Origin of the sequence: Leifsonia psychrotolerans, from assembly GCF_013410665.1 — a bacterium.
Lineage (GTDB): Bacteria > Actinomycetota > Actinomycetes > Actinomycetales > Microbacteriaceae > Cryobacterium > Cryobacterium psychrotolerans_A.
On the sequence record NZ_JACCFM010000001.1, the window covers coordinates 61,867 to 87,186 of the forward strand.

General features: G+C 60.4%; 20 protein-coding genes and 1 pseudogene. 13 read left to right on the forward strand and 8 right to left on the reverse strand.

Annotated features, from left to right (window positions below):
* Positions 1-4 precede the first annotated feature (4 nt).
* Both HNR05_RS00355 and HNR05_RS00360 read right to left on the reverse strand, forming a co-directional pair.
* Positions 5-826, reverse strand: coding sequence for a replication-relaxation family protein (locus HNR05_RS00355; RefSeq protein WP_179577209.1), 822 nt, complete (start codon positions 824-826; stop codon positions 5-7).
* Positions 827-1,010: 184 nt separating this feature from the next.
* On the reverse strand, positions 1,011-3,161 hold the full coding sequence (locus HNR05_RS00360; RefSeq protein ID WP_179577210.1) for a type IV secretory system conjugative DNA transfer family protein: 2,151 nt from the start codon (positions 3,159-3,161) through the stop codon (positions 1,011-1,013).
* Here HNR05_RS00360 and HNR05_RS00365 point away from each other — a divergent pair.
* Positions 3,160-3,339 (forward strand): hypothetical protein, encoded by a 180-nt coding sequence (locus HNR05_RS00365; RefSeq protein ID WP_179577211.1) that lies wholly within the window; start codon positions 3,160-3,162, stop codon positions 3,337-3,339. The genes HNR05_RS00360 and HNR05_RS00365 overlap by 2 nt on opposite strands.
* Before the next feature lie 200 nt (positions 3,340-3,539).
* On the opposite strand, the gene HNR05_RS17425 is transcribed toward HNR05_RS00365, so the two are convergent.
* The 4 genes and pseudogenes from HNR05_RS17425 to HNR05_RS00385 form a co-directional block, all read right to left on the reverse strand.
* Positions 3,540-3,737: a hypothetical protein gene (locus tag HNR05_RS17425; RefSeq protein ID WP_179577212.1), complete on the reverse strand. Its 198-nt coding sequence runs from the start codon at positions 3,735-3,737 to the stop codon at positions 3,540-3,542.
* Between the two features lie 197 nt (positions 3,738-3,934).
* Positions 3,935-4,339 (reverse strand): annotated as a pseudogene (locus HNR05_RS18020) (MT-A70 family methyltransferase); the annotation flags it as partial.
* A gap of 168 nt (positions 4,340-4,507) precedes the next feature.
* Positions 4,508-4,792, reverse strand: a complete 285-nt coding sequence (locus HNR05_RS00380) for a hypothetical protein (RefSeq protein ID WP_179577213.1) — start codon at positions 4,790-4,792, stop codon at positions 4,508-4,510.
* A complete protein-coding gene (locus HNR05_RS00385; protein ID WP_179577214.1) occupies positions 4,792-5,097 on the reverse strand; it encodes a hypothetical protein in 306 nt (101 codons plus the stop codon). The genes HNR05_RS00380 and HNR05_RS00385 overlap by 1 nt, the downstream gene beginning before the upstream one ends.
* Before the next feature lie 136 nt (positions 5,098-5,233).
* Here HNR05_RS00385 and HNR05_RS00390 point away from each other — a divergent pair, with 136 nt between their 5' ends.
* The 8 genes from HNR05_RS00390 (at position 5,234) to HNR05_RS00425 (ending at position 18,459) form a co-directional block, all read left to right on the forward strand.
* Positions 5,234-6,205, forward strand: coding sequence for a hypothetical protein (locus HNR05_RS00390; RefSeq protein ID WP_179577215.1), 972 nt, complete (start codon positions 5,234-5,236; stop codon positions 6,203-6,205).
* A 156-nt stretch (positions 6,206-6,361) separates the two neighbouring features.
* On the forward strand, positions 6,362-6,685 hold the full coding sequence (locus tag HNR05_RS00395) for a ribbon-helix-helix domain-containing protein (RefSeq protein ID WP_179577216.1): 324 nt from the start codon (positions 6,362-6,364) through the stop codon (positions 6,683-6,685).
* Between the two features lie 595 nt (positions 6,686-7,280).
* On the forward strand, positions 7,281-9,719 hold the full coding sequence (locus tag HNR05_RS00400) for a type I restriction-modification system subunit M (protein WP_343062398.1): 2,439 nt from the start codon (positions 7,281-7,283) through the stop codon (positions 9,717-9,719).
* The gene (locus HNR05_RS00405) at positions 9,716-10,921 is read left to right on the forward strand and encodes a restriction endonuclease subunit S (RefSeq protein WP_179577217.1); all 1,206 of its coding nucleotides are present in this window, start codon (positions 9,716-9,718) and stop codon (positions 10,919-10,921) included. Before HNR05_RS00400 ends, HNR05_RS00405 begins: the two co-directional genes overlap by 4 nt.
* Positions 10,918-14,004, forward strand: coding sequence for a type I restriction endonuclease subunit R (locus HNR05_RS00410; RefSeq protein ID WP_179577218.1), 3,087 nt, complete (start codon positions 10,918-10,920; stop codon positions 14,002-14,004). Before HNR05_RS00405 ends, HNR05_RS00410 begins: the two co-directional genes overlap by 4 nt.
* Positions 13,991-14,713 carry a M48 family metallopeptidase gene (locus tag HNR05_RS00415; RefSeq protein ID WP_179577219.1) on the forward strand — a complete coding sequence of 241 codons (723 nt, stop codon included), beginning with the start codon at positions 13,991-13,993 and terminating at the stop codon, positions 14,711-14,713. The genes HNR05_RS00410 and HNR05_RS00415 overlap by 14 nt, the downstream gene beginning before the upstream one ends.
* Entirely contained in the window at positions 14,704-15,654 is a 951-nt protein-coding gene (locus tag HNR05_RS00420) for a hypothetical protein (protein ID WP_218868769.1), read from the forward strand. Before HNR05_RS00415 ends, HNR05_RS00420 begins: the two co-directional genes overlap by 10 nt.
* Positions 15,655-15,657: 3 nt before the next feature.
* Positions 15,658-18,459, forward strand: coding sequence for a TrlF family AAA-like ATPase (locus tag HNR05_RS00425; protein WP_179577221.1), 2,802 nt, complete (start codon positions 15,658-15,660; stop codon positions 18,457-18,459).
* An 81-nt stretch (positions 18,460-18,540) separates the two neighbouring features.
* Here HNR05_RS00425 and HNR05_RS00430 read toward each other — a convergent pair whose 3' ends face one another.
* Positions 18,541-18,954 (reverse strand): hypothetical protein, encoded by a 414-nt coding sequence (locus HNR05_RS00430; RefSeq protein ID WP_179577222.1) that lies wholly within the window; start codon positions 18,952-18,954, stop codon positions 18,541-18,543.
* Between the two features lie 98 nt (positions 18,955-19,052).
* On the opposite strand from HNR05_RS00430, the gene HNR05_RS00435 reads away from it, so the two are divergent.
* From HNR05_RS00435 to HNR05_RS00445, 3 genes are all read left to right on the forward strand, one after another.
* Positions 19,053-19,727, forward strand: coding sequence for an SIMPL domain-containing protein (locus HNR05_RS00435; RefSeq protein ID WP_179577223.1), 675 nt, complete (start codon positions 19,053-19,055; stop codon positions 19,725-19,727).
* 88 nt (positions 19,728-19,815) lie between these two features.
* Positions 19,816-20,025 carry a heavy-metal-associated domain-containing protein gene (locus HNR05_RS00440; RefSeq protein ID WP_179577224.1) on the forward strand — a complete coding sequence of 70 codons (210 nt, stop codon included), beginning with the start codon at positions 19,816-19,818 and terminating at the stop codon, positions 20,023-20,025.
* 2 nt (positions 20,026-20,027) lie between these two features.
* A complete protein-coding gene (locus HNR05_RS00445; protein ID WP_343062401.1) occupies positions 20,028-22,304 on the forward strand; it encodes a heavy metal translocating P-type ATPase in 2,277 nt (758 codons plus the stop codon).
* A 43-nt stretch (positions 22,305-22,347) separates the two neighbouring features.
* Here HNR05_RS00445 and HNR05_RS00450 read toward each other — a convergent pair whose 3' ends face one another.
* Positions 22,348-23,991 (reverse strand): amidohydrolase, encoded by a 1,644-nt coding sequence (locus HNR05_RS00450; protein ID WP_179577225.1) that lies wholly within the window; start codon positions 23,989-23,991, stop codon positions 22,348-22,350.
* A gap of 99 nt (positions 23,992-24,090) precedes the next feature.
* Between HNR05_RS00450 and HNR05_RS00455 the strand changes: the two genes are divergently transcribed.
* Entirely contained in the window at positions 24,091-25,107 is a 1,017-nt protein-coding gene (locus HNR05_RS00455) for a magnesium and cobalt transport protein CorA (RefSeq protein WP_179577226.1), read from the forward strand.
* The last annotated feature ends 213 nt before the right edge of the window (positions 25,108-25,320 follow it).

Sequence of the window (25,320 nt, forward strand, 5' to 3'; positions counted from 1 at the left end):
TCGGTTAGGTGATGGTCGGCGGGTAGGGCGCCAGATGGCGGAGCGCGTTTTCGATGGTGGTGACCCAGAACAGCTCGCTGTCGAGGCTCTCGTCGCCGAGGACGGTGGTGCGGATTTGGTCGGCACGAGTCTGCGTCGGGGTAATCCAGACCACGGCCGGGAACAGCCCACGGTGTCGTTGTTCGGTGCCGCTGCGTTCGTAGCGCTGGTAGGTGTGGCATTTTCGCAGCACAGCCGGCAGGTGTTCGGTGGCTTGGTCGACCTCGATGAATGAGTGCGTCTCGGTGGTCGCATCTGCGGTGACCGCGTAGAGGTCTGGTTTCAAGGTGAGCACGCTGGTGCCGGTGCCGCTGAAGGTGCGCCAGCAGGCCGGTTCCGTTTTCAACTCCAGCAGCTCGAACTGGGTAGCGTGTGCGTGTTCTTTCAGCGTCACGCTAACTTCGGCGACGGCCAGCATGTGGGTGGCAAAGGTAAGCCCAGGTTCGTCGTATCGGCGGCGGATCGGGTCGCCGCGGCGGGCGCGGAGAAGCCGGTCGCCGGCTGCGCCGAGCTGCCAGATGGTCACGGCGGAGCCGTGCTTGATTCCGCCGACACGTCGTGCCAGCCGGGTGACGACGCCGTGCTCTTCCAGCCTTGTGAGCACTCGGGTGGTGCCACGGGTTGCGCCGCTCACGGTGATGTGAGGTCCGAGCGGTGCGGCTGGAAAGTGGAGGCGCTGGAGGTGGCGGGTGGTGAGCAGTCGGAACTGTTCCAGGTCTTTGAGGATGGCGATATCGCGCTCGGTCAGATGCTGCTCGAGGGCGCCGATGCGCTGCCGAATGTTCATCGGAACCTCCGCGCAGCCGACCGCTGTTTGTCCCCTGCAACGCAGGGGGAGTCCCCGCCCACAGTGGTCGAAGACCGCCAGAACAGGGGCGAACGGGGTGGCGGGTGCTCGTCGTGATTGGAACATCGAGCGGATGACCGACCGGACACGATCTGTCTGTGGTCAGCACCGGCAAATGGCGGGTTCATGAGCGCCTCGGCTTCTGATGTGACGACCTCGCGGGCGCACTCTTCTCCGACTGATTCGTCGTCGGGGTTTCCGGTGTGACGTGAGGCTCGAGCGGGAGCGCCCCATACCGGTCTCGGCTCGCATCGCGGATCTGCTGGCTTGCACCGACTGCCGGTGCGGGTGGCAGGCTGGCGGCGGAGCACCATCCTGCGGGTATACCGCTGGCGATCAGGTGGGCGTAGATCTCGTACGGTGGGAGGGCTTGAAAATCTTCTGGTGACAGCACTGGCGCCATTCGCGCCATGTCGCGGGCATCGTCTGGGCCGAGTGCGAAGCACAACTTGGTGCGGGCGTTCGTGTCGAACGCGGCGCGCATCGCGACAGGGAGCTGCCCGCGATATTGGTGCGCGAGATGCCAGGCGACGCCATACGAGCGCGAGGTGGCCAGGGCGTCGGCGATCGACGTCGGCAGATGGAGGTAGTTCTGCACCTCGTCGATGAAGACCATTCCGGGGCGCTTGGTTGGTTCCTTCTCGCTCGCCCGTTCCAGCGTCGCCATCCACAGTTCAGCGACGATGAGGCTACCGAGCAGCTTGGCCGCGCCGGTGCCGATGAGGGCATCGTTGAGCGGCACGAGAACGGTGTTGCGTTCCCGGAAGACGTCGCGCAGGCGGAACCGTGGCCGGGGCTGCCCGAGCACGGCGACCAGTTGCTTTCGGAGTACGAGCTTACGAAGCTTGTTCAGGGGTGCGGCGATGGCGGCCGCGCGTTGCCCGGGGCGCATCTCTTCGAACTCGGCCCAGAACGTCGCCAGCGTCGGGTCGTCAGATACGGCGCTGATCACCGGGCGACGGAAGGCGGCATCGGTGAGCAGACGCGGTAGATCGATCAGCGTGAACGGATCGGGCCGGTTCTGGCCTGCGCGGGCGAGTGAGAGCAACGCGCCTTGAATCAAGTATTCGGTGCGTGGCCCCCAGCCGTCCTCGAAGACCGCAGCGAGAGCGGCAAGGATGCCGTCGACGACGATGTCAGGATCGCGGTCGCCGACATCGAGTGGGTTGAATCCGACCGGTCGTTCATCGGCGGCGTCAATAACCACGATGCGCTCCGCGGCCTCAATAGGGACGCGATCGAGGGTGCTGTCGATGAGTTGCCGCTTCGGCTCGATAACAACACAGGCGCGATGGGCGGCGATGTCGGAAAGGATCAGGTGTTCAAGCAGTGTGGACTTCCCCGACCCCGTCGGCCCGGTCGTGACTACGTGCTGCAGACGACTGGTCGGATCGATGCCGATGGAGCGGCCGGGGCCGGGGCCGGGCGCGGTGCCGGTGGCGAAGACCGACGCCGAGCTGCTGACTATCTCCGGCACCGGAAGCAGGCGCGGGTGCAAGCCGGGGACGCCCGGGTAGTCTCGCTCTCCGAGGGGCAAGCTCAAGAGTGGGGTGAGTTCACCCGCGCTGAGGCGGAGGCTACTGCGCGATGGTGTGCCCTGCCGCCACTTGGTTGGCGCTTCCCGGGTGAGGGTGAGCCGCACGCCCGGGCTCTCCAGCAGTTGGAGGCTGCCGAAGACTCGCCAGGTGAGGGTCATCCGGCGCTTATGTGTCTCGGCGGTAACGCCGATGCGCACGGTGGTGTCCAGGCGGGTTTGGCTTGCCCGGTTGCTGAGGCGCCGGTGGACGTCGGCGGGCGCAGGCCGGGTGCCGTCGAGGAGTCGACTGTGCAGCGGCTGCAGCGGGTCGGGCGTCTGCTTTGAAACATGGCTCGGGTGATGCGCACGCCCCAGTACCAACTGCACGGCGACATTCTCCGAGCCGCGCCGGGACGCCAGCGCACCGTACAGCGACGCGACCACCTGCTCCGGGTCGACCTCCGCCAAGGGAAGCCCGCCAGGTGCTGCCGACACGCGCCCTACCGTGGCGACGTCCAGCCGAGCGGCGGCTCCGTACCCGATCCCCGGTATTCCACCCGACAGGAGGCGTTTTACCGCCTGCATCGCAGTCGGTGCGCACCCGAGCAGGTGTGCGACGCCGTCAGCGTTGGCGTTGACTTCCAGAACAAGCGGGCGGGGTACGTCTGAGCCCATTAGCCGGGTGAGCAGTTGCGTGACGGTGCCGGCCTCGATGGGGCGCTGCAAATAGAGGCGAGTGAAGACGAAAGGCTCACGCATGGTGATCCTCCTCCCGAGCCTCTCCATGAGTGTCAACGTCTCGCGCTGCGATGTCTTGAGCGCGCGCCTCGGCTTCACGTCGGGCCTGCTCAAGGCCCGCGGTGGTGATGATTTTCGCGATCTGCTCTGGGCGCAGCTCATGGTTGAGTTCGCTGAACACCCAGACCTGACGGCCTGAGCTCTTTCGATAGCGTCGTCGGGTTGAACGGTTGGTCATGATGAACCTCCCTTCTCTCGTTTTCGTTTCACGCCCCGGACGTCGTGGAAAAGGGGGGATCCCTGCTGGGTAGGCGCCAGTTATGAACTCAACGCGTGTTTCTGTCAAGCGTCGTTGTGTATTCCACAACGAACCGACAGAGGTGAACGTGCTCATGCTCGTCAGCGCCGATCTCGCCACAGCTGGTAGCTGACAACGCCAGTCCAGATGGCCAATGCGATGGCTGCGGCCAGCAAAATCCAGCCCCACAACTGCGCGAGCAGCTCGAGCGCCAGCCACAGCGCGACGATGCCGCCAAGCAGATACAGGCATCCGCGAAAGAAGCGTTGTGGCAAGGCGCGGGGGGAGTCGTCGGCCACGGCGCATCACTCCTGAACTCCACTGCGGCCGGGCGCCTCGGTGAAATCGGACGGCACCGGGTAGCCCGGGATGACGATGTCGGAATCGATCTCGTTGCCCCACACTGACCAATCGGCATGGCTGTTCGGTCGTTGCCGAGCGAACAGCTCAAGGTATGGTCCGTCGAGGACGCGCTCGATGAGGGGATCATTTCTTCGGGTTTGTGTGAGTGATCCTGCCGGGGAAACAGCAGCGTGGAGCGTTGCCCGCGAAACTTGAATGGAGCTTTGCCGCGAACGCCGTGCAAGAGGATCTCGTGGGAACCGCGGAAGTAGTTCCCGAGCCCCATGTAGTACTTATCCCACACGGCATTCGTCTTATAGGTGAAGCCCCAGGCTCGCATCACCTCGAGCGCGCCAGGCAGGGCTGCGTTCGTTGTCCAGAGCAGCAGCGTCGCGTTGTCGGCGGCGAGGTCGGCGACCGGCATCTCCTTGATTCGATCAAGGGTCATGAGGTCGTAATGGTTGATGGCGCCGCGGGCGCCGGCTTGGGCAATATCCCAGGGCGGGTCGGCATAGATCACGGGGAACCTCGTGGTGGTGGTGGTCGTCGGGTTGGTCATGTCGAAGATCTCCTTTCTTTGCTCGCATGTGTCGCGAGCGGTGGTGAGGACTGGTTATGCGCTTCGGGCGTGAAGCTGTCAATCGTCTGGTCGTGAATGTTGTGAAAACAGCAACGGGAAGAGCCGGGGTGGTCTGAACAGAAACGTCAGACCCACCCAGTGGTGCGGTCACTCGGACTGTTTGGGAACCTGTCCGGATGCCCGGTACGACTCACGGATCAGCGCCTTACGTGCTTCGTGCGCCTCCATGCCCAGCGCGTCGGCCAGGCTGAGGATCGTGCGGCGAAGCTCCTCCTGCTTTCGGTCAAGCTCGGCCTCAGCCCGCTGCGCGCGGAAGTGGCGGTGGTTATGAAACGACTTCATGAGCAGCTCACCTCCCTTCACCACGCCGATGACGGCGTAACCAACTGCGACGAACGGCAGCGCCAGCAGGACGAGAATGCCGGGCAACATCAGTTCCACCGCCGGATGGCCGCGGATGCGCCCAGCGTGTAGCTGTCGACAATCTCGCGGTAACGGGCCTCGCCCAGCGGAGCGATGCTGATGAGGTGCTGCTCCAGCGCGGTCAGCGCACCCACGTGCTCCAGTGCGGTGTTCGTGAGGAAGGCGCGGCCATCCTCGGTGAGCTTTGCGACGATCGCACGGGACTGCACCCGCTCGACCTCGCGGTTCGTCTGACGCTGCATACCCATCGACATGCGGCTCAGCCCCTGGGTGCCGAGCGAGTTGCCCGACGACAGAATTTCGGTTGTTGCCATGATCTGCTCCTTCGAGTGAGAGAGGAATTGCCCCGGAATTCCGGGGCTGCTTCGACGTTACGAGTGGGCGGACGGGCCGCTTGAAAGTCGGAATAAAGTAGGAACTCTGGTGATGCGGCAATAACGGAGGGCAGCTATGAAACTCGAGTCCGATGACGCTGAATCTCTGCGTGATGAGCTCGCTCTACTGCGGAAGAACGAGGGCTTTATCCAGCGCCGACTGGCGCGCACGCCGATCGTTGACGAAGTCTTGCGGTACTCCACGGACGACACCTTCGAACGGCTCAAGAACCGGTTTCTCTCCGCCATTCATTCGTTAGAGGACAACGGCGAGGCGGACCTGCTGCTCGACGTCTTCGCGCTCAGCCCCGAAACCGCGCACCTTGCACGGCTTCAGCAGCGCAGAGCTGTTCACGGGGCGAAGATAAATCGCGGCATTGATACTGTCGCTGCGCGCGAGGAGCCAGCGCTGTCACACTTGCACTCACGATTAGTCACTGGCACCTATGCACAATCGCCGCTCGTGCTCCACGTGCCCGAGATGCATGGAGGCATCATCTACGAGCACACCAGTACGTTGTTAGTTGTTGAGAATCGCAGATGGCAAGCGACCCGCGAGTATTACCGATTCGTCAACATGCACGGCGAGCTCGACTTCGTCACAGTGTCCCGCTCCTACGACGGGTCAGTTTCCCCCGACCCTGCCGGAGCATTCAAGGTCAACACCCGTGCTGTGCCAGGCGCAGGCTACAACGACCATTTTTGGCACCTCGATGCCACGCGCACAAAGACCGAACCTATGCAGGACGGCGAGAGCTACGATCTCCGGTTTGGCATAAAGCCCGTCGCTGCTTCTGATGGAAAGCAGGACGCGATAAAACTCGCCAGTAGGGCCTTCCACGAGCGCTCACTCCTCGCATCAATACAAGTGAAATTCGTCGGGATAAAGCCTCGATCACAGTGGACCTTCAAGGAGGTCAGCCCCTTTGCCCGGCCGACGGAAGCGAACGAATACAACCGCGCAGAGCTCAACGAGCATGGCGTCGCCACCCTCCGGCTCCGCGACGTTCACGGAGGCCTTTTCAGCGGCATCGCCTGGGAGTGGTAACCAGCCATGCCGTAGTTTTCACAACGCTCACGATCGGAAGATTGACGCCCGTCTCTCGAGGTTCATACTGAGCAACGCCTCCTCAAAGGACCGCGGCTTCGTAAGAGGAATCCATCCCGGATTCGTCGGCCGCTTCCAATGAGGAGGTAGCTCACCATGAGTGAGACAAATCCCGCCGCAGGCTATGCGGCACCCGGTCCAACGCGAACGCTCGCTGTTCGCATTACTGACGACCTGCGTGCGCAGTTGGACGTCATCGCCCAGCTCAACGACCGCAGCGTCACCGAAGAGATCCGAATCGCCCTCGAAGCCTGGGTCGAGACCAGCAAGTCCGACCCGAAGGTGCTCGAGCGCGCCGAGACGGTCAGGGCTGAGATCGAGCGAGAGGCCGAGACCAAGCGCAACGCGATCTCGGCCATCTTTGGCGCCGAGGAGACTTCGAAGACTCGGAGCCCTCGCGGGAAACAGGCTGAGGCCTAATACCCAAACTGCGACCGCCCCCGGGATGAGGGCTTCATAGCTCTCTCCCGGGGTGGTCGCTCTTCACTAACTCGTTGATGTTCAGTGATTTCATGTGGTGAGCCAGAATGGCTCGCCAGTCGTCCACTTTAAAGAGGAAATTTGCGGTCAAGAACGTGTACGAGCCCGGCGACTTCGTCGCTGCGGGGGTACCCGGCGTGTCAACGGTCCGATTCAAGATAACTACCGAAAAAGGCGACCTCAAATACCCGAACAAGTACCCGTGCGGCCTGACATTGTTCATCGAGACAGCTGGCGTCGAGTGGATCGACCGTCGGCTTCCGTAGTAGGCATGCCTGTATGAGCTTCACTAAAAACACTGGTCATGGTATAAATAGACGTAGATTATTACGTCCGGTTTGAGGTGATCTCCCGGAACACGAATCGATCGAAGACCCTGCCTCACGATTGTGTCGGCGCACGCCGATACGCTGAAGAGAAGCTTTGTGGATAACTAACGCGCACACTTCGGTGTGGAGGAGTACACGCACGATATGAGTCATATCCCGATAACCCCGGTTCAATCAGTAATGCCTGCGATTTCGAGGGTGGTGACGTGGTAGTGGCTCTCAAAAAGTCAGATCTGTACAGCTCCCTCTGGAAGGGTGCAGACGAACTTCGTGGTGGCATGGACGCCTCGCAGTACAAGGACTATGTGCTCACACTGTTGTTCGTAAAGTACGTCAGCGACAAGGCGAAGGGCGACACCTCCAGCCTTATTGACGTTCCCGCTGGCGGCTCATTCGACGACCTCGTCACTTTCAAGGGCGACAAGGAAATCGGCGACAAGATCAATAAGTCAATCGGCAAACTCGCCGAGGCCAACGATCTACAGAAGGTCATCGACCTCGCTGACTTCAACGATGAAGAAAAGCTTGGCAAGGGCAAGGAGATGCAGGATCGGCTGACCAAGCTGATCGCGATCTTCCAGGACCTCGACTTTCGTGGCTCTCGCGCCGAAGGCGACGACCTCCTCGGAGATGCCTATGAATATCTGATGCGACACTTTGCAACCGAGTCCGGCAAATCGAAGGGGCAGTTCTATACGCCTGCCGAAGTCTCGCGCGTGATGGCGCAGTTGATCGGCATCACACCGTCGACTTCGAAGTCGGCCACCGTCTATGACCCAGCTTGTGGCTCGGGCTCACTACTACTCAAAGTCGCCGACGCTGCTCCAAACGGCCTGACTATCTACGGCCAGGAGAAAGATAACGCCACTTGGGCGCTTGCCCGGATGAACATGATTCTGCACGGCAACGAGATCGCCGACATCCGCAAGGGCGACACGATCACGAGTCCGCAACTGACCACGAACGACAAACTCGACACCTTCGACTTCCTCGTGGCCAACCCACCTTTCTCGGTGAAGTCATGGAGCAACGGCCTCGAGAACGAATACGGCCGCTTCGACGGGTATGGCCGGCCTCCTGAGAAGAACGGCGACTACGCGTTCCTCCTGCACATGCTCAAGTCGCTCAAGTCGAACGGCAAGGGCGCGGTAATTCTTCCGCACGGTGTCCTCTTCCGCGGTAATGCAGAGGCTGCCATACGCAAGAGGATCATCCGCCGCGGCTACATCAAGGGCATCATTGGTCTGCCTTCCAACCTGTTTTATGGCACCGGCATCCCGGCCTGCATTCTGATTCTCGACAAGGAGAATGCTCAGGATCGCACCGGCATCTTCATGATCGACGCCTCCAAAGGCTTCGCAAAAGATGGTCCGAAGAACCGTTTGCGGCCGCGCGATATGCACAAGATCGTTGACGCATTCACCAAACAACTTGAGGTGACTGGCTACTCGCGCACGGTGCCGCTCAGTGAGATCGAGAGCGAAGCGAACGACTACAACCTCAATATCCCGCGCTATATCGACTCATCCGAGCCGGAGGACGTTCAAGACCTGCATGCGCACATCCATGGGGGTATCCCGAACCGCGATCTCGATGCGCTGGACGGTTTTTGGACGGCCTTTCCGTCGCTTCGCTCCGAGCTGTTCCGGCCGCTACGGGAGGGTTACTCAGAACTCCTCACCGACAAGAGTGACGTGCCGCAGACGATCACGAGTGCGCCCGAGTATCTTGCCTTCGCGGAGGGCGTTCGGAACCACGTCGCATCGTGGTGGGCTGCGCACCGCAACGAGATGACCGCAATTACACACACGACGAAGCCGAGCGTATTGATCAGCTCGCTCTCCGAAGAGCTACTCGACGGGTTCCGTAAGCGGCCACTGATTGACGAGTACTCCGTTTACGAGCAGCTGATGAGTTATTGGAACGACTCGATGCATGACGACGTCGCTCTCATAATGAACGAAGGGTGGGATGCGGCCGCCAAGCCCCGCAAGACCATCGAAGACAAAAACCGGAAGCTCACCGAGACACCTGACCTCGTTCTCGGCAGTGGTCGGAGTGCGTCGAAATACAAAATGGATCTCATTCCGCCCGCACTAATCGTTGCACGGTACTTTGCCGACGTGCAGACAAAACTAGACGAGCTGAATGCAGCGGCTGAAGTTGCCAGCCAGGCAGTAACTGAGTTCGTCGAGGAGAACTCGAGTGATGACGGGGTGCTCGTCGAGGCGATGGATGACGGCAAGATCACCAAGGCGCTCGCAACCGCTCGCCTCAAGGTGGCAAAGTTAGAGCGAACGGCCGACGAGGTTGCTGGCCTCGCGAAGCTGCTCGCGCTCTACGAGACCGAGGCTGACGCAAAGAAGAAGGCGAAGAATGCCGCGGCTGCACTCGATGCGGAGACACTGGCCAAGTACGGCCAGCTCAACATTGACGATGCGCAAACACTCGTCATTGACGACAAGTGGGGTGCATCGGTCGCTCGCGGTGTTGGAGGCGAACTCGTCAAGCCCATTCAACAGCTCAGCGTTCGACTCGCTGTGCTCGGCGATCGCTACCACAGCACGCTGTCCGACATCGAGGCCGAGGTTGAAGCGCTCAGCGCCGACGTGACCAAGCACCTCAAAGAGATGGGGATCCTATGACGACACTGCCACCTGTCAGCGTTCGAAAGCTTTCCGATTTTGTCACCAAGGGCACCACGCCGACCTCGATCGGAAGGCGGTTCACCGCACGCGGAGTTAATTTCATAAAGGTGGAGACGATCGCCCCCGATGGGCGTTATCTTTCGGGGCGCGAAGCGCATATTGATTCTGAAACTCACGAAATACTCCGGCGCTCGCAACTTGCAGCGGGCGACATCCTGTTTTCTATCGCCGGGGCCCTGGGGCGGTCGACCGTAGTCGAAGACTCTTGGATTCCGGCCAACACTAATCAAGCGTTTGCGATCATCCGACCGTCAAGACAGGCAGGATTGAACTCTCGATATCTACTATGGCAACTACGAAGCGAGGCCATACTCCGGCGAGTCTCCGAGATCAATGTTCAAGCAGCGCAGGCAAACCTCTCCCTTGAACAGGTGCGTGATTTTGAGATCCCCCTCGTTTCAGAAGAAGAGCAATTTCACATTGCAAAAACACTGGACGATGCTGAACTTCTGCTCTGGACGCTCGAGCGTCTGATTGCGAAGAAGCAGGCTATTAAGCAAGGCATGATGCAGCAGCTCCTCACCGGCAAGATCCGCCTCCCCGGGTTTACTGCTGAATGGACGATCCAGCGATTTGGAGATCTGGCGCTGCCAGTCAAGGCGCGAGGCCAGGCGGCGTCGGCGGTGCACAGCGACGCAGTCGTTGAACTTGAACATATCGAGTCAGGAACTGGCTCTGTACTTCCAAACGAGTCAGCCGTGGTTAGCATTTCGCTCAAGACGATCTTCAGGGAGGGCGATGTGCTGTTTGGCAAACTTCGCGCATACCTTCGTAAGTACTGGCTAGCCACCAGTCCCGGATACTGCTCAACTGAGATTTGGGCACTTCGCAGCCTGCCGGGAAAGTCCGTCGGCGGGTTTGTTCGGTATGTAGTTGAGTCTGAAGCATTCATAGAGGTTGCGAGTGCTTCGCACGGCACCCACATGCCACGTTCAGACTGGGGGATAGTCGCTGCTTTTGAAGTCCCGACTCCGAATGTTGAAGAGCAGATTGCGATCGCTCAAGTTCTGTCTTCGGCCGACGCAGAAATCCGGTCACTTCGGAAGCAGATTAGTCAGATTCGCGCAATCAAACAAGGCATGATGCAAGAGCTGCTGACTGGGCGCACCCGTCTGGAAAATCTGGGGGTAGCAATATGAGTGCGGTAGGCCAGATCGAGCGCAAGACGCAGGATCGTGTCGTTGAGCTGTTCCAGAAAGAGCTTGGCTACGAGTACGGTGGCAACCGTGAGTACCGCGAAGGTAATTCGCAGGTGGAATCCGAGCAGCTGGAGCAAAACCTTGTGGCCCGCGGCTACGATTCTCTGCTCGCAGGCAAGGCGATCGACGAGCTGAAGAAGGCTGCCACGCTCGGTGGTGGCCGCACACTTTACGAGGCGAATCGTGAGGTTTACGATCTTCTCCGCTATGGGGTGAAGGTCAAGCGAGGGGTCGGCGAGCAGTTCGAGACCGTCTGGCTTATCGACTGGGTGGAGCCTGCCGCTAACCACTTTGTCGTAGCCGAGGAGGTCTCGATCAAGGGCGAACACAACAAGCGTCCCGATGTAGTTCTCTACGTCAACGGCATCGCCCTGGGCGTCATCGAACTCAAGCGCTCCAAGGTTGGAGTGTCCGACGGTATCCGGCAGAACATTGGCAATCAAAAGAAGGACTTTATCCGTCCGTTTTTCACGACGGTGCAGCTGCTCTTCGCCGGTAACGATGTTGAGGGTCTTCGCTACGGCGTGATCGATACCCCCGAGAAGTACTGGCTGGAATGGAAAGAGCCGTCCGAAGTTCAGGAGCCGCTCGACCGCGCGTTGCTGCAGATGTGCTCGAAGGAACGCTTGCTTGAGCTAATTCACGACTTCATGGTGTTCGACGCCGGGGTCAAGAAAACCGCGCGGCACAATCAGTTCTTCGGAGTTAAAGCCGCACAGGAACGCATCGCTAAGCGCGAGGGTGGCATCATCTGGCACACTCAGGGCTCGGGCAAGAGCCTGACTATGGTGTGGCTGGCGAAATGGATTCGCGAGCACCAGCCAGATGGCCGAGTGCTTCTGATCACCGACCGCACTGAACTCGACGAACAGATAGAAAAGGTCTTCGGCGGCGTCAACGAGCAGATCTACCGCACCTCGAGTGGGGCCGACCTGATCGGCACGCTGAACAAGAACGAGCCATGGCTCGTGTGCTCGCTCGTTCATAAGTTTCGTGGCGGCGATGATGACAAAGACCTCGACGAGTCCAGCGAGCAATTCCTCGCTGACCTAAATGCCAAGATTCCTGCAGGTTTCAGCGCCAAGGGCAACCTGTTCGTCTTTGTCGACGAAGCGCACCGCACCCAGTCGGGCAAGATGCACACCGCGATGAAAAAGCTCTTGCCTGGTGCAATGTTCATTGGCTTTACCGGCACGCCGCTTCTCAAAGCAGACAAAACGACCAGTATTGAGACGTTCGGCAGCTTCATCCATACCTACAAATTCAACGAAGCCGTCGTCGATGGTGTGGTGCTTGATATTCGCTATGAAGCGCGCCACATCGATCAAGAACTCACCAGCCACGACCAAGTGGACAAATGGTTCGAGGCCAAGACAAAGGGAATGACCGACCTCACGAAGGCGGAGCTTAAGAAGCGGTGGGGCACCATGCAGAAAGTGGTCAGTGCCGAGCCGCGTGCCAAGCGAATCGTGCAGGACATCCTGCTCGATATGGAACTCAAACCTCGCCTGATGGATGGTCGCGGCAATGCGATGCTCGTCGGCGGAAGTATCTATCAGGCATGCAAGTTCTACGAGATGTTTGTGCAGGCCGGTTTCAAAGGCAAGGTGGCGATCGTCACGAGCTATGTGCCGAACGCGTCCGAAATCTCGAAGGAAGATGGTGGGCACGGCTCCACCGAGAAGCTGCGCCAATACGACATTTATCGGCAGATGCTTGCTGATCACTTTGACGAGCCTGCAGACAGCGCCGTGCTCAAAATCGAAGAGTTTGAGAAGGAGGTCAAGCGCCGTTTCGTTGAGGAACCGGGTCAGATGCGCCTGCTTATTGTTGTCGACAAGCTCCTCACCGGCTTCGATGCACCTTCTGCCTCGTATCTCTATATCGACAAGAAGATGCGCGACCACGGACTTTTCCAGGCGATCTGCCGCGTCAACCGGCTCGACGGTGACGACAAGGAGTATGGCTACGTCGTCGACTATCAAGACCTCTTCAATTCACTCGAAGACGCGATCACCGACTACACGTCGGGCGCACTTGACGGTTACGCGAAGGAAGACATTGCGGGTCTGCTAAAGGATCGCGGTGAGCAAGAGCGCAAGGATCTCGACGATGCGCTCGAACGCATCCGTGCTCTCTGCGAACCAGTCTCACCGCCTAAAGAGACGCTGCAGTACCAGCGCTACTTCTGCGCAGTCGATGCCGGGAATGCGGACCAGCTCAAGACCAATGAGCCCAAGCGAGTCGAACTCTACAAGTCCGTGAGCGCACTTGTGCGTGCCTACGCAGTGCTCGCGAATGACATGGAGAAGGCCGGATACAGTGCGGCCGAAGCAGCCGCTATCAAGACCGAGGTCGCGCACTACGTCGCGGTTCGTGACGAGGTGAAGCTCGGAGCCGGTGAGAACGTCGACTTCAAGCAATTCGAGGCCGGAATGCGATTCTTGCTTGACACCTACATCCAAGCCGGCTCATCTGAACTGGTCGCAGAGTTTGAGGACGTTGGTCTCGTCGAGCTGATCGTCGAACGCGGTGCCGGTGCACTTGACTCGTTGCCCGAGGGCATCAAGAAGAACAAGGAAGCCGTCGCCGAGACCATCATCAACAACGTGCGCAAGACGATCATCGATGAGCACGCGATGAACCCGAAATACTACGACACGATGTCGTCGCTGCTCGATGCACTCATCGAACAACACCGTCAGGAAGCCTCCGACTACAAGCTGTACCTGCAGGAGCTCCTTGCACTCGCGAAGAAGGTCGGCAAGAAAGAATCCGATACGGTCTATCCGGACTGGGCGAAGAACGGTGCGCAAAAGGCGCTGGTCGACTTCGGCTGGTCAGAAACAACCATCGTCATCCAGCTCGATACTGCGATCAATGTGGCGAAACCGCACGACTGGGTCGGAAACAAGATGAAAGAAAAGGTCGTCGCCAATGCCATTCGTAAGGTGTTGCCGGCTGATTTTGATCGGTTCGAGGAACTCTTCGACCTCGTGAGGGCACGCGATGAGTACCGCTAACGCCTACCTCACCGTCGCCGGCATCGGCGTTGATGTCGTTTACAAGCACATCAAGAACATGCACATTTCTGTCTATCCGCCGAGGGGGCGCGTGCGTGTAGCCGCTCCTGAACGTCTCGACGAAGACGCGATTCGCCTGGCGATCGTGCAGCGTCTGCCCTGGATTAAGAAGCAGCGTGAACAGCTTCAGGCTGCTGACCGGCAGTCTGAGCGCGAGATGATCGCGGGGGAGTCCCACTACGTGTGGGGACAGCGCCTTCGACTCGAAATACAGGAAGTTTCAGGGAGGCCGCACGTTGATGTCGCCGGATCGAAACTTCGTCTGACAGTTGCCGCCGATTCAGATGGCGCCGCCCGTCGGAAGGCGCTCGATGCCTGGCATCGCCGTCAACTTAAGGCCGCTATTCCGGCGCTTGTCGAGAAATGGCAGCCGCTCATCGGCCGTGAAGTGACAGGTTGGACAGTGCGACGGATGAAGACTAAGTGGGGATCGTGCAACCCCGATTCCGGTCGACTCTGGTTCAACGTCGAGCTCGCCAAGAAGCACCCGGCATGCCTCGAATACATCGTCGTTCACGAGATGACGCACCTGCACGAACGCACGCACAACGACCGTTTTGTAGAGCTGATGGATAAGAACTTGCCGAACTGGCGCGCGCTCAGAGACGAGCTAAATGGCGCGCCATTGGCTGACGAGGAATGGAAATGACAGGTCTACCCGCGGCACTGCAGCAGCATGAAGCAGAACGGTTAAGTCTGATCCGCTATCAGCTCATGGTTGCTGGGCAACAGGTGCAGCAGCCCGCGCCGCTGAACTCGCTTGCCCTCGGCAGCATGCAAGACGCAGTGGAGTCGATGTTTGGTCTCGTCGTGGAGCATCTGCATATCGCGACCCCGAATCGGAACGATTTTCTCCAGTTGTTCGATGCTGTGGCTGGTCGTGTAGAGGGCGAACCGGCAATTGTCGGTTACCGTTCGGGGATTGCCGCCATGAACCTGGCCCGCGTCAACTTCAAACATCACGGTAATCAAGCCGAATCAGGAACGATCGGTAGACACCTTGGTAACTCGACTGAACTGATTGGCATACTTTCGCAACGGGTCTTCGGCGTCGAAATTGAGTCGGTGAGCCTCCTGCTTTTTGTTCGTGACCAAGAAGCACGTGCACACCTCGAGCTTGCCCAGTCGCATTGGAGCTCTGGCGAGCCGGACGGAGCAATGGACGAACTCAAGCTCGCTTTCGATCGCATTACCCGAGACTACGAGAGTCGTAAGGCTTGGCACCCTGGCAGGAGTCTCTTTTCAACCAAGCCATCATTTATGCCCTCAATATTCGACATTCGAAAGGCGGGCAAGGAAGCTGAGAAGGCATTCGAATGGCTCGAAAGTCTCGACGGCTGGGTCAAGATGCTTGCGCTCGGAATTGACATGCGTCGCTATGCATACTTCGACGCGCACACGCCGTCAGCCGTTTACACGCTAGACGGCGCAGCCCACTTGCATCGGCGCGAAGGCGTTCTCGTCAACGAGGAAGTGTTTGCTAAGTGCATGAAGTTTGTGGTCGATACGTCGCTTGCATTTGCACAGGACGATTTTGATTTTGATGCTTGGGCTGCTCGCCAGGCTGTATCTCAAGGCGAAGGAGTATAGACAATGAGGTTTCCCAGAGGTTCGGAATGGCGAAAGTGGGACCTCCACGTTCACGCTCCCGGAACAACACTGACTGATGGATACTCAAAGCTCGCAGGAGAACTTGATTGGGTTCAGTTTTGCGAAATCATTCACGATTCGGACGTCGCATGTATTGGGATTGCTGATTACTTCTCTCTGGATAGTTTCTTTGCTTTCAAAAAGCAGTATGCGGCGCTGTACCCCGGTGAGTCCAATAAAGTGTTCTTTCCAAACTTGGAGCTCCGCCTGCCTGAGGTGCTCAACGATGACGGACAGTCGGTAAACATTCACCTGATCTTTCGACCAGACCTGTCTGAATCGGATGCGCACAAGCTAATGATGGCGCTAAGCACGGAGACGACCGCTGGTAAATCGAAGAAATCGGTAGTCTGCGCAGAACTTCAGTCAGCTGACGAGTTTCAAAGTGCCACGGTCTCGCGCAAAAGTATCATGACCGCTTTGGAGCACACCTTCGGTTCTGGCTCTCCTCTCGAGAACCAGGTCTTGATCGTTACGTCAGCAAAGGGGGACGGGATCAGGCCTGGTGGGAAGGGGAGCAAGAAGAGGAAGAATCAGCTCGTCGACGAGATCGACAAGCAATCGCACGCCTTCTTCGCTGGGCCGAACTCGCGGGACCATTTTCTGGACGTGGATCGGCTTGAGGCCGATGAGAAAATTATCCCTAAGCCTGTCTTTGAAGGATCTGACGCTCACAGCTTTGAGGATCTGAAATCTCGCCTCGGCAAAGGGGATGCGGGATCGGGGGTCAAACACTTCGTTACGTGGATCAAAGCTGATCTAACTTACGAGGGTCTCCTTCAGACGTTGATCGAGCCTGCTCAGCGAGTAGCGCTTCAGTTGGCCGAACCGGACCAGAAGCGGCCGTACCAGTACATCTCGAAGATTCGATTTTCAGACACCAATGATTTCCCGGCAGAGGTTGTGTTCAATCGGAATTTGAACTCCATCATCGGAAGCCGCTCGTCTGGCAAATCTGCGCTCCTTGCATTCATTGCGCACGCCGTTGATCCTGGTGAGACGATTCAGCAGCAGATCGATGCTTCAAAAATGGAAAGGAAATTTGCCGGCCCTGCGGCGGGCAAGACGTGGGCCGACGTGAGTGCGACCGTCCGCGAAATTGAGTGGGGGGCGCCCGACGCTGCGAACGGCAAAGTGATCTACGTTCCGCAGAACTCCCTGTACTCCATTAGCGAGCATCCGAACAAAGTAACCGAGAAGATCGCCCCGTCGCTCTTTCGCAATCATCCGGACTTGAAAGTCATCCAAGACCAGACTGTAGCGAATTTGGTCTCAGCCAACGATGACATCCGAGCTGCAATTGTGGCCTGGTTTGATGCATCCGATGAGATGGACCGTTTGACTGGGGACCTAAGAGATTTGGGTGACAAGAAGGCTGTTGAGGCTGCGCGTGACACGTACAAGTCAAAGATCGATGAGATAAAGAAGGCTTCGCAGTTAACCGACGAAGAAATCACTAAGTACCAAGAGATTTCGGTAGACCTCCAGAGCAAACGCAGCCGATTGGACGACATTGTTGAGGAGCTGACTCAGCTGTCGCAATATGTGGCTGCAGGAGTCGATAGTGCAAATCCGCAGGCGATACCTGGTGCCGTTCAAGTGACCGTAGCGATTCGTCCAGCTGGGGGCCAGCTCCCTGACGCGATCGCCGAACGAGTTGAAGAAAAGCGGGGGGCGGCAGAAGCGGAGTTGCTCGAGGCCGTCGAAAGAGAGCTTAATGTCAGTTTCACGTCGACGCTCGCTGAGCAGCGGACTCTGCGATCTGATGTTGACATCATCAAGGAGCAGAATGCGACGCTCATCGCAAAGCACGAGGCGAATTCGGAGTTGGAGCAGGTGGCCTTGGATTTTGACAAACAAGTCAAGGCGTTGAAGGCGATAGAGAAGAAGCAGGCAGCTCGCATTGCCAAGGAAAAGGTGCGAACCGCTGAGGTGACGAAGATTGTTGAAGCGATTGCTCAGCGAGCCGTCGCGCTCACTGAGCTCCAGAAGGTTTTTTCATCGAAGCAGCGAGTGCTTGACGGCTTAACTTTTGGCATGGAATCGGCGGTGGATCCTGATGTGGTTTCGAATTTGTCAGTAGCTTTCAACCGCAGCAAAATTAGTGCCTATGTTTCAAAGAAGGGCGACGACATTGACTTTTTGAAGGCGCAGGCCGAACCCGCCGCATTCTTGACTGCAATCCGGAGCGGAGACCAGGAGCTCAACAAGGGTTTTACTTCTTTGGCTACCGCGCAAAGTCTGATGACAGTAGTGCCCGAGGTGCGGTTTACGGCTGAGCTCGATGCCGACAGGATTGGCGGTTTCGGCAGGTCATCAATGACCCCCGGGAAACAAGCTCTCTTCGCGCTCACGTTGATCCTCAACGAATCTCAGGAGCCGTGGCCGTTGCTGATTGATCAGCCTGAAGACGACCTCGATAGTCGATCCATCTACGGAACAATTGTGCCCTACCTTCTTGAGAGAAAACGCGAGCGCCAGATCATCATGGTGAGTCATGACGCCAACCTAGTTGTCGGTGCTGACTCAGAGTCGGTCATCGTTGCGAACCGGCATGGTGCAGATCGCCCTAACAAGGGCGGGCGTACTTTCGAGTATCTGACAGGCTCACTTGAACATTCCCAAGAACACAATGCAAAGAGCGCAACCGTCCTCGGACGCCACGGGATACGAGAGCACGCTTGTGAAATTCTTGACGGCGGCGAGGAAGCCTTCCAAAAGCGCAAGGAGAAGTACAAGATCTAGCAAACGCCGGAAAAGGGTTGCCTTGACCCGCGCTCGGACGGTTAATGTAGTGCTCCTTCCATGGCAACAGGGCAACCTAACCTAACGACCAAGTGCAACGCGGATCGGAACGCCCTGTTCGCGCAGCGCCTTGATGATCGTGTGATTGTCATAGCCGAGCTGTTTACCGATGGTCATGCTCGATAGACCCTTGATGTATAGCGATACGGCCTTGTTGATTTCCAGAGCTTTCATGCCGCGCGATGCGTCGATTCCACGATCAGCCAGATGCTTGGCCACTGTCGTTCGTGACATCCGGAACTCGCGTGCGACCTCGCGCATGCTGCGGATCTCACGGTAGCGGGCAACGAGTTCGTCGATCTCGCGCTCGCGTAGTTGCTTGGCGGAGCGAATAGGGGTGGCGGACTTACCGCCCGGCCTGCGTGAACGACGCGATCGGACGACCAAGTCCAGAGGTGAAATGCCTACTTCACAATGTTTTGAGTAGCTTTGCAAGAGCCGCACCATAGTGATGGCGGCGCATCGCACCTTTGGCCCTACCCACCGTGGCGGGCGGTCTGTCAGGATGGCAAAACCAGACGAGGGGAAACGCCATGCAAGAGACAGTCATCACCGTGCAGGGACGACACACGGCGTGGCACCCGCCCGAGCGAGCGACAGCAGCCGTGACGGTGGCATTCGAGGGTCCCCGTCGGCAACTCGTGGTGAGCGATACGACTCGGGTGGCGGATGCCGTGCGCACGACGATCGTCGATCGTCACGATTCGCCGGCCGGGCCGGTGACCCGCTGGTCGTCTGACGCCGTGAACGTGTGGAGTACGGTTCCATGGAACAACGAGGGCATCCAGCTTCCCCCGGTGTTTCACGCAGCAATCGGCTTCAGCGTGCGGTTCAAGGATTTCGCCGTGTTGACCCAGTGGATCGAAGAGATCGCCGACCGTGACGGCGTGAGCGTCGGGAATATCGAGTGGTCGCTGACCGAAGCGCGGAAGGCCGCGATGACCGCCACGGTGCAGGCGCTCGCGGTGAACAATGCCACGACGAAGGCCAGTGTGTATGCCAAGAGCATCGGTCTCGGGTCGGTGCGGGCGATCGCACTCGCCGACCCGGGAATGCTGGGCGATAACAGCGGTGGGGTGTCGGCTGGGGGCGTCCATGACGGGATTTTCGTGCGTGCCCTGGCGGTATCGGGGGAGTCCGAACTCAGCCTCAAGCCGCAAGAGCTTGAGATCTCGGCGGCCATCGACGCCCGCTTCGTCGCCGTCTAGCAACCGCGGGAATACCCGAGCGGGGTGTCTGGTTTGACCATTTAGATACCCCCACCGGGTATAATTACGTGGACGAAAGAAGATCGACATGACCACCGTGGAATACGCCGTCACCGGAATGACCTGCTCACACTGCGAGCGTTCGGTAACCGCCGAAGTCGGCCAACTGGCCGGTGTGAGCGCCGTCGAGGTCAATGCCGCCACCGGCGTACTCCGGGTGACCAGTGACGCACCGCTGAACGACTCGCTCGTCTTCGCCGCTGTCGACGAGGCTGGCTACCAGGCCGCGCGGGCCTGATCGTGGCGAGCCTCAGCCCCGCCATCGAACTTGAGATCGGCGGCATGACGTGTGCCTCGTGCGCACTGCGGATCGAGAAGAAGCTCAACAAACTTGACGGCGTCACGGCCACGGTGAACTACGCCACCGAGAAGGCCGCGGTGACCGCGCCGGCGGGCTTCGATCTGCAGACGCTCATCGACGAGGTCGAGAAGACGGGCTACACGGCCGTGCTGCCGACTCCGAAAACGGATGCCGCGGCATCCGCCGCCGACACCACGCCGCCAGCAGACCCCGAACTGGCCAGCCTGCGCCAGCGTCTGATCGGCAGTGTTGTGCTTGCGGTGCCGGTGATCCTGCTCGCGATGATTCCGGCCCTGCAGTTCACCTACTGGCAGTGGGCCTCGCTCGCGCTCGCCGCGCCCGTGATCCTGTGGGGAGCCTGGCCGTTCCACCGGGCCGCCTGGACGAACCTCCGCCACGGCGCAGCCACAATGGACACGCTCGTGTCGGTGGGTACGTTGGCGGCATTCCTCTGGTCGCTCTACGCCCTGTTCCTCGGAACGGCCGGAATGCCGGGCATGACCCACGGCTTCGAGTGGGCCGTCGCGCCGAGTGACGGAGCCGGAAATATCTACCTCGAGGTCGCCGCCGGCGTGACCATGTTCGTGCTCGCCGGGCGCTACGTCGAGAAGCGCTCGAAGCGGCAGGCCGGGGCCGCGCTGCGTGCTCTGCTCGGACTCGGCGCGAAGGATGTGGCGGTGCTGCGCGGAGGCGTCGAGACGCGCATTCCCGCCGACCAGCTCGTCGTCGGCGACGAGTTCGTGGTGCGTCCGGGCGAGAAGATCGCCACCGACGGTGTGGTCATCGACGGCCGCTCGGCCGTGGACGCGAGCATGCTCACCGGGGAGTCGGTTCCGGTCGAGGTTGCGACGGGTGATTCGGTCACGGGGGCGACGGTCAATGCCGGCGGACGCCTCGTCGTGCGTGCCACGCGGGTCGGCACCGACACGCAGTTGGCCCAGATCGCACGCCTGGTTGAAGAGGCGCAGTCGGGCAAGGCCGATGTGCAGCGTCTCGCCGACCGAATATCGGGCGTGTTCGTGCCCGTCGTCTTCGTACTTGCCGTGGTCGTGCTCGGTGCCTGGATCCTGCTCGGCTTCCCGCTCGCTTCCGCGTTCACGGCCGCCGTCGCCGTGCTGATCATTGCCTGCCCGTGTGCGCTGGGTTTGGCCACGCCGACCGCGCTGCTCGTGGGAACCGGCCGGGGTGCCCAACTCGGCATCCTGATCAAGGGACCCGAGATTCTCGAGTCCACCCGCATCGTCGACACCATCGTGCTCGACAAGACCGGCACCGTCACAACGGGAACGATGACCCTGCTCGACATCATTGCGGCCGAGGGCGTTGACGAGAACGAGCTGCTGCGTCTGGCCGGTGCGCTCGAAGACGCCTCGGAGCACCCGATCGGACAGGCGATCGCGCGGGGTGCCAGCCAGCGGGTCGGCGCGCTGCCAACGCCCGAATCGTTCGCCAACGTCGAGGGCACGGGCGTGCAGGGAATCGTCGAGCAGCACGCCGTGCTCGTCGGGCGTGAGTCCTTGCTGGCCGACTGGTCGATCACGCTGTCGTCTCGGCTCTCCGCGCGGAAGGCTGAAGCCGAGGCATCCGGACAGACGGCGGTTCTGGTCGCCTGGGATGGAGAGGCGCGTGGCGTGCTGGTCGTCGCCGACGCGGTCAAGGAGACGAGCGCCGAGGCCATCGCCCAGCTGAAGGCGTTGGGGCTGAACCCGGTGCTGCTCACGGGCGACAACCGTGCAGTCGCCGAGCATGTCGCAGCCCAGGTCGGCATCACGGAGGTCATCGCCGAGGTCATGCCCGCCGACAAGGTGGCGGTGATCAGACGACTGCAGGCCGAGGGCAAGACCGTGGCGATGGTCGGAGACGGCGTGAACGACGCCGCGGCCCTCGCGCAGGCCGACCTGGGCCTGGCGATGGGCACGGGCACGGATGCCGCGATCGAGGCCGCCGACATCACCCTCGTGCGGGGCGACCTGCGTTCGGCGGCTGACGCCATCCGTTTGGCCCGCAGAACCCTCGGCACGATCAAGGTCAATCTGTTTTGGGCCTTCGCCTACAACGTGGCGGCGATTCCGCTGGCCGCCCTCGGGCTGTTGAACCCCATGCTGGCCGGAGCGGCGATGGCCTTCTCGAGCGTGTTCGTGGTGAGCAACAGCCTGAGGCTGCGTGGGTTCACGACGCGCGGGTCTCGACGGGCTCGACCAACGAGAATCCGTTGATCGAGCGTGTCGAGATCACCTGACAGGTGCGTCGTGCGCGCGGTCACGCGGTGTAGACGGTCACCCCACCGAGAATCGTCTCGAGCACGGGAATGTCTGCGATGCTGCCGGCCGGTTCGGCGGTCGGGTCGACGGCGAGCGGTGACGAACCCAGCACCACGAAGTCGGCGAGCTTGCCGGGCTCGATCGAGCCGACCTCATGGTCGGAGAAGAGTTGGAAGGCGCTGTCGATGGTCTCGGCGCGCAGAGCCTGCGCCACGGTGATGCGTTCCTCGGGCGCGAGCAGCCGACCCGACTTGCTGCGCCGCGTGGCCGCGATCTCGATGTTGCGTAGTGGTTCGGGTGGAGTGACCGAGCCGTCATTGTGGAACGAGATCCGCAGTCCGGCGGCCAGCGCCGAACCGGCCCGCGCCCAGGGAGCGCCATGCTCGGTGCCGAACAGATCGTCGACGAGCACATCGCCCCAGTAGTAGAGGTGGTCGATGAAGACACTCGCGGTGACTCCCAGACTCGCAGCCCGCACAAACTGGGCCGGGGTCATGGCCCCGACGTGTTCGAGACGCAAGCGGTGGTCATCGCGCGGATGCCGCTGCACGACGCGTTCCCAGGCATCCAGAACCGAATCGACGGCGTCGTCGCCGTGCACATGGCAGGCCAGCTGCCAGCCGTGCGAGAAGTAGGCCGCCGAGATTTCTTCGATCTGCTCGGGCGTGTAGTTCGCCTGGCCATGGTGGTGCGGTTCCAGGCCGAGGGCACGTGTGGCATCGGTGTCGAGATAGGGGAACGACGTAGCAATGTTGCCCACCCAGGGGGAGCCGTCCGCCCACATTTTGATGCCGACCTGGCGCACGAGTTCGTCACCCTCACCCGGCCGGGCGTCGCTGTGCTGCGCCGCCGTCGACATCTCGTACAGGCGCAGGCGCACCGTCAACGCACCGGCCGCGCTCGCGGCGTCCAGCCCGGCTTTCGTAGCGGGGCTGTAGCTGAGCTCCCCGGATGTTGTGATACCAGCCGCATTCAGCCGACGTGATTCGGCGGCCAATTGCGAGACGAAGTCGGCGGGGCTGCTGGCCAACGCGGGAGAAAAGATCTGCTCGACGGCGCCGATTTCGCGGGCGATACCCGTGAGGTCGCCCTGAGCATCGCGTGCGAACGACGCACCGACGGGGTCGGCGGTGTCCCGTGTGACACCGGCCACGGCGGCCGCCGCGTCATTGAAATAGGCGAAGTGGCCTGAATTGTGCAGAATCGCCAACGGCTTGTTAGGAGAAAGAGCGTTCAGCCATTCGCGGGTCGGCTCAACGAGTCCCACCTGCAGCAGCGAATCCCAGCCACTCGCATAGACGCCGTGCGTTCCCGCGGCTTTGATCGCCTGGTCGAGGGCGTGCTGCACGCCGGCGGCCGTGTCGATGACGACCGGTCGAATGTCGAGAACCTGCGTGCCCAGCATGACCGCCTCCGAGAGCGGATGCCCGTGCGCCTCCACGAAGCCGGGCAGCAGAACGCTGCTACCCAGTTCGGAAACCTGGGTGTCGGGGCCGATGAGGGAGGCGACATCTGCTCGGTCACCCACGGCGGTGATACGACCGGCGCGCACGGCGACGGCGGTGGCCTCGGGGTGAGCGTCGTGCATGGTGACGATCGATCCGAAGAAGACTCGGTCCGCGAAAGCAAGTGGCTCGGTCATGCGCACAGCATACGGGAGCGCCGTTGGGAGTGCCTGCGGTTGGCAGCCATCTGCGGATGCGACACTGGAGATCTGAGGCGAAGGCACGAAGGAGACACCATGGCGCTGATCGACAACGCAATCTATTCGGACGGCAAACGTGTGGCCACGCCCGCCACCCTCGACGAGACATTCGAGGATATGAAGGCCAACAACGGGTTCGCCTGGATCGGCCTGTATCGCCCCACCGAAGCCGAGGTGCGCACGGTCGCCGGTGAATTCAACCTCCACCACCTCGCCGTCGAAGACACTCTGCGCGGGCACCAGCGTTCCAAGCTCGAGCGCTACGGCGACACGCGTTTCGTGGTGCTGCGGCCGGCCCGGTACATCGACGCCGACGAGCGGGTCGAGTTCGGCGAGCTGCACGTGTTCGTCGGCCCCGACTTCGTCGTCACCATTCGCCATGCCGAGTCGCCTGATCTTGCCCGGGTGCGTCACCGCCTCGAGACCACGACCGATGCGTTGGCGCTCAGCCCCGAATCGGTGCTCTACGCGATTCTCGACCAGGTCGTCGACGAGTATGCGCCGGTCGTCGCGGGCCTCGAAAATGACATCGACGAGATCGAGGACCAACTCTTCGACGGCGACCCGATCGTGTCCCGCCGCATCTATGCACTCTCCCGGGAGGTCATCGAGTTTCAGCGGGCGACCCAGCCCCTGATCGGAATGCTCAAGTCCCTGCAGAGGGGCTTCGACACGAACGACGTCGACCTCGAAGTGCAACGACACCTGCGGGACGTACTCGACCACACCATTCGTGTGGTGGAGCGCGGCGATGCCTTTCGGCAGCTGCTGCAGAACGCCCTCACCACGCATTCCACGCTTGTCGGTCAGCGGCAGAACGATGAAATGCGCAACCTCTCCGAGACGAGTCTGGCGCAGAGCGAAGAGGTGAAGAAGATTTCGAGTTGGGCCGCCATTTTATTCGCGCCCACACTGGTCGGCACGATCTACGGCATGAACTTCACGAACATGCCGGAACTGCACTGGCAATTCGGCTACCCGTTCGCCCTCACCCTGATGGTGGGAATGGGCTTCTGTCTGTACGCCGTGTTCAAAAAACGCAACTGGCTTTAGGCCCGGCTGCGCCCACGCCTCCGCACCAGTAGGGCTAAGCCGAGGCCGGTCCGTCGCTCTGACTGATCAGTGCCACTGCTCTGCATCCGCGAAACCCGTGCAGCCTAACCGGAATTGCCCGTCGGTGGAATTAGGCTAGGCCCTGTGTGGCGACTTGAGAGAAATCCAGAAGACGACGACTTTCTGTCGGAACACTCCGGCCTGCCCTCGCCC

What these genes read in the sequence shown, in the direction of transcription:
- HNR05_RS00355 (WP_179577209.1), bottom strand. Translation starts at nt 826, where the DNA reads ATGAACATTCGGCAGCGCATCGGCGCCCTCGAGCAGCATCTGACCGAG.
- HNR05_RS00365 (WP_179577211.1), top strand. Translation starts at nt 3,160, where the DNA reads ATGGTGATCCTCCTCCCGAGCCTCTCCATGAGTGTCAACGTCTCGCGC.
- HNR05_RS00360 (WP_179577210.1), bottom strand. Translation starts at nt 3,161, where the DNA reads ATGCGTGAGCCTTTCGTCTTCACTCGCCTCTATTTGCAGCGCCCCATC.
- HNR05_RS00380 (WP_179577213.1), bottom strand. Translation starts at nt 4,792, where the DNA reads ATGTTGCCCGGCATTCTCGTCCTGCTGGCGCTGCCGTTCGTCGCAGTT.
- HNR05_RS00385 (WP_179577214.1), bottom strand. Translation starts at nt 5,097, where the DNA reads ATGGCAACAACCGAAATTCTGTCGTCGGGCAACTCGCTCGGCACCCAG.
- HNR05_RS00390 (WP_179577215.1), top strand. Translation starts at nt 5,234, where the DNA reads ATGAAACTCGAGTCCGATGACGCTGAATCTCTGCGTGATGAGCTCGCT.
- HNR05_RS00395 (WP_179577216.1), top strand. Translation starts at nt 6,362, where the DNA reads ATGAGTGAGACAAATCCCGCCGCAGGCTATGCGGCACCCGGTCCAACG.
- HNR05_RS00405 (WP_179577217.1), top strand. Translation starts at nt 9,716, where the DNA reads ATGACGACACTGCCACCTGTCAGCGTTCGAAAGCTTTCCGATTTTGTC.
- HNR05_RS00410 (WP_179577218.1), top strand. Translation starts at nt 10,918, where the DNA reads ATGAGTGCGGTAGGCCAGATCGAGCGCAAGACGCAGGATCGTGTCGTT.
- HNR05_RS00415 (WP_179577219.1), top strand. Translation starts at nt 13,991, where the DNA reads ATGAGTACCGCTAACGCCTACCTCACCGTCGCCGGCATCGGCGTTGAT.
- HNR05_RS00420 (WP_218868769.1), top strand. Translation starts at nt 14,704, where the DNA reads ATGGAAATGACAGGTCTACCCGCGGCACTGCAGCAGCATGAAGCAGAA.
- HNR05_RS00425 (WP_179577221.1), top strand. Translation starts at nt 15,658, where the DNA reads ATGAGGTTTCCCAGAGGTTCGGAATGGCGAAAGTGGGACCTCCACGTT.
- HNR05_RS00435 (WP_179577223.1), top strand. Translation starts at nt 19,053, where the DNA reads ATGCAAGAGACAGTCATCACCGTGCAGGGACGACACACGGCGTGGCAC.
- HNR05_RS00440 (WP_179577224.1), top strand. Translation starts at nt 19,816, where the DNA reads ATGACCACCGTGGAATACGCCGTCACCGGAATGACCTGCTCACACTGC.
- HNR05_RS00450 (WP_179577225.1), bottom strand. Translation starts at nt 23,991, where the DNA reads ATGACCGAGCCACTTGCTTTCGCGGACCGAGTCTTCTTCGGATCGATC.
- HNR05_RS00455 (WP_179577226.1), top strand. Translation starts at nt 24,091, where the DNA reads ATGGCGCTGATCGACAACGCAATCTATTCGGACGGCAAACGTGTGGCC.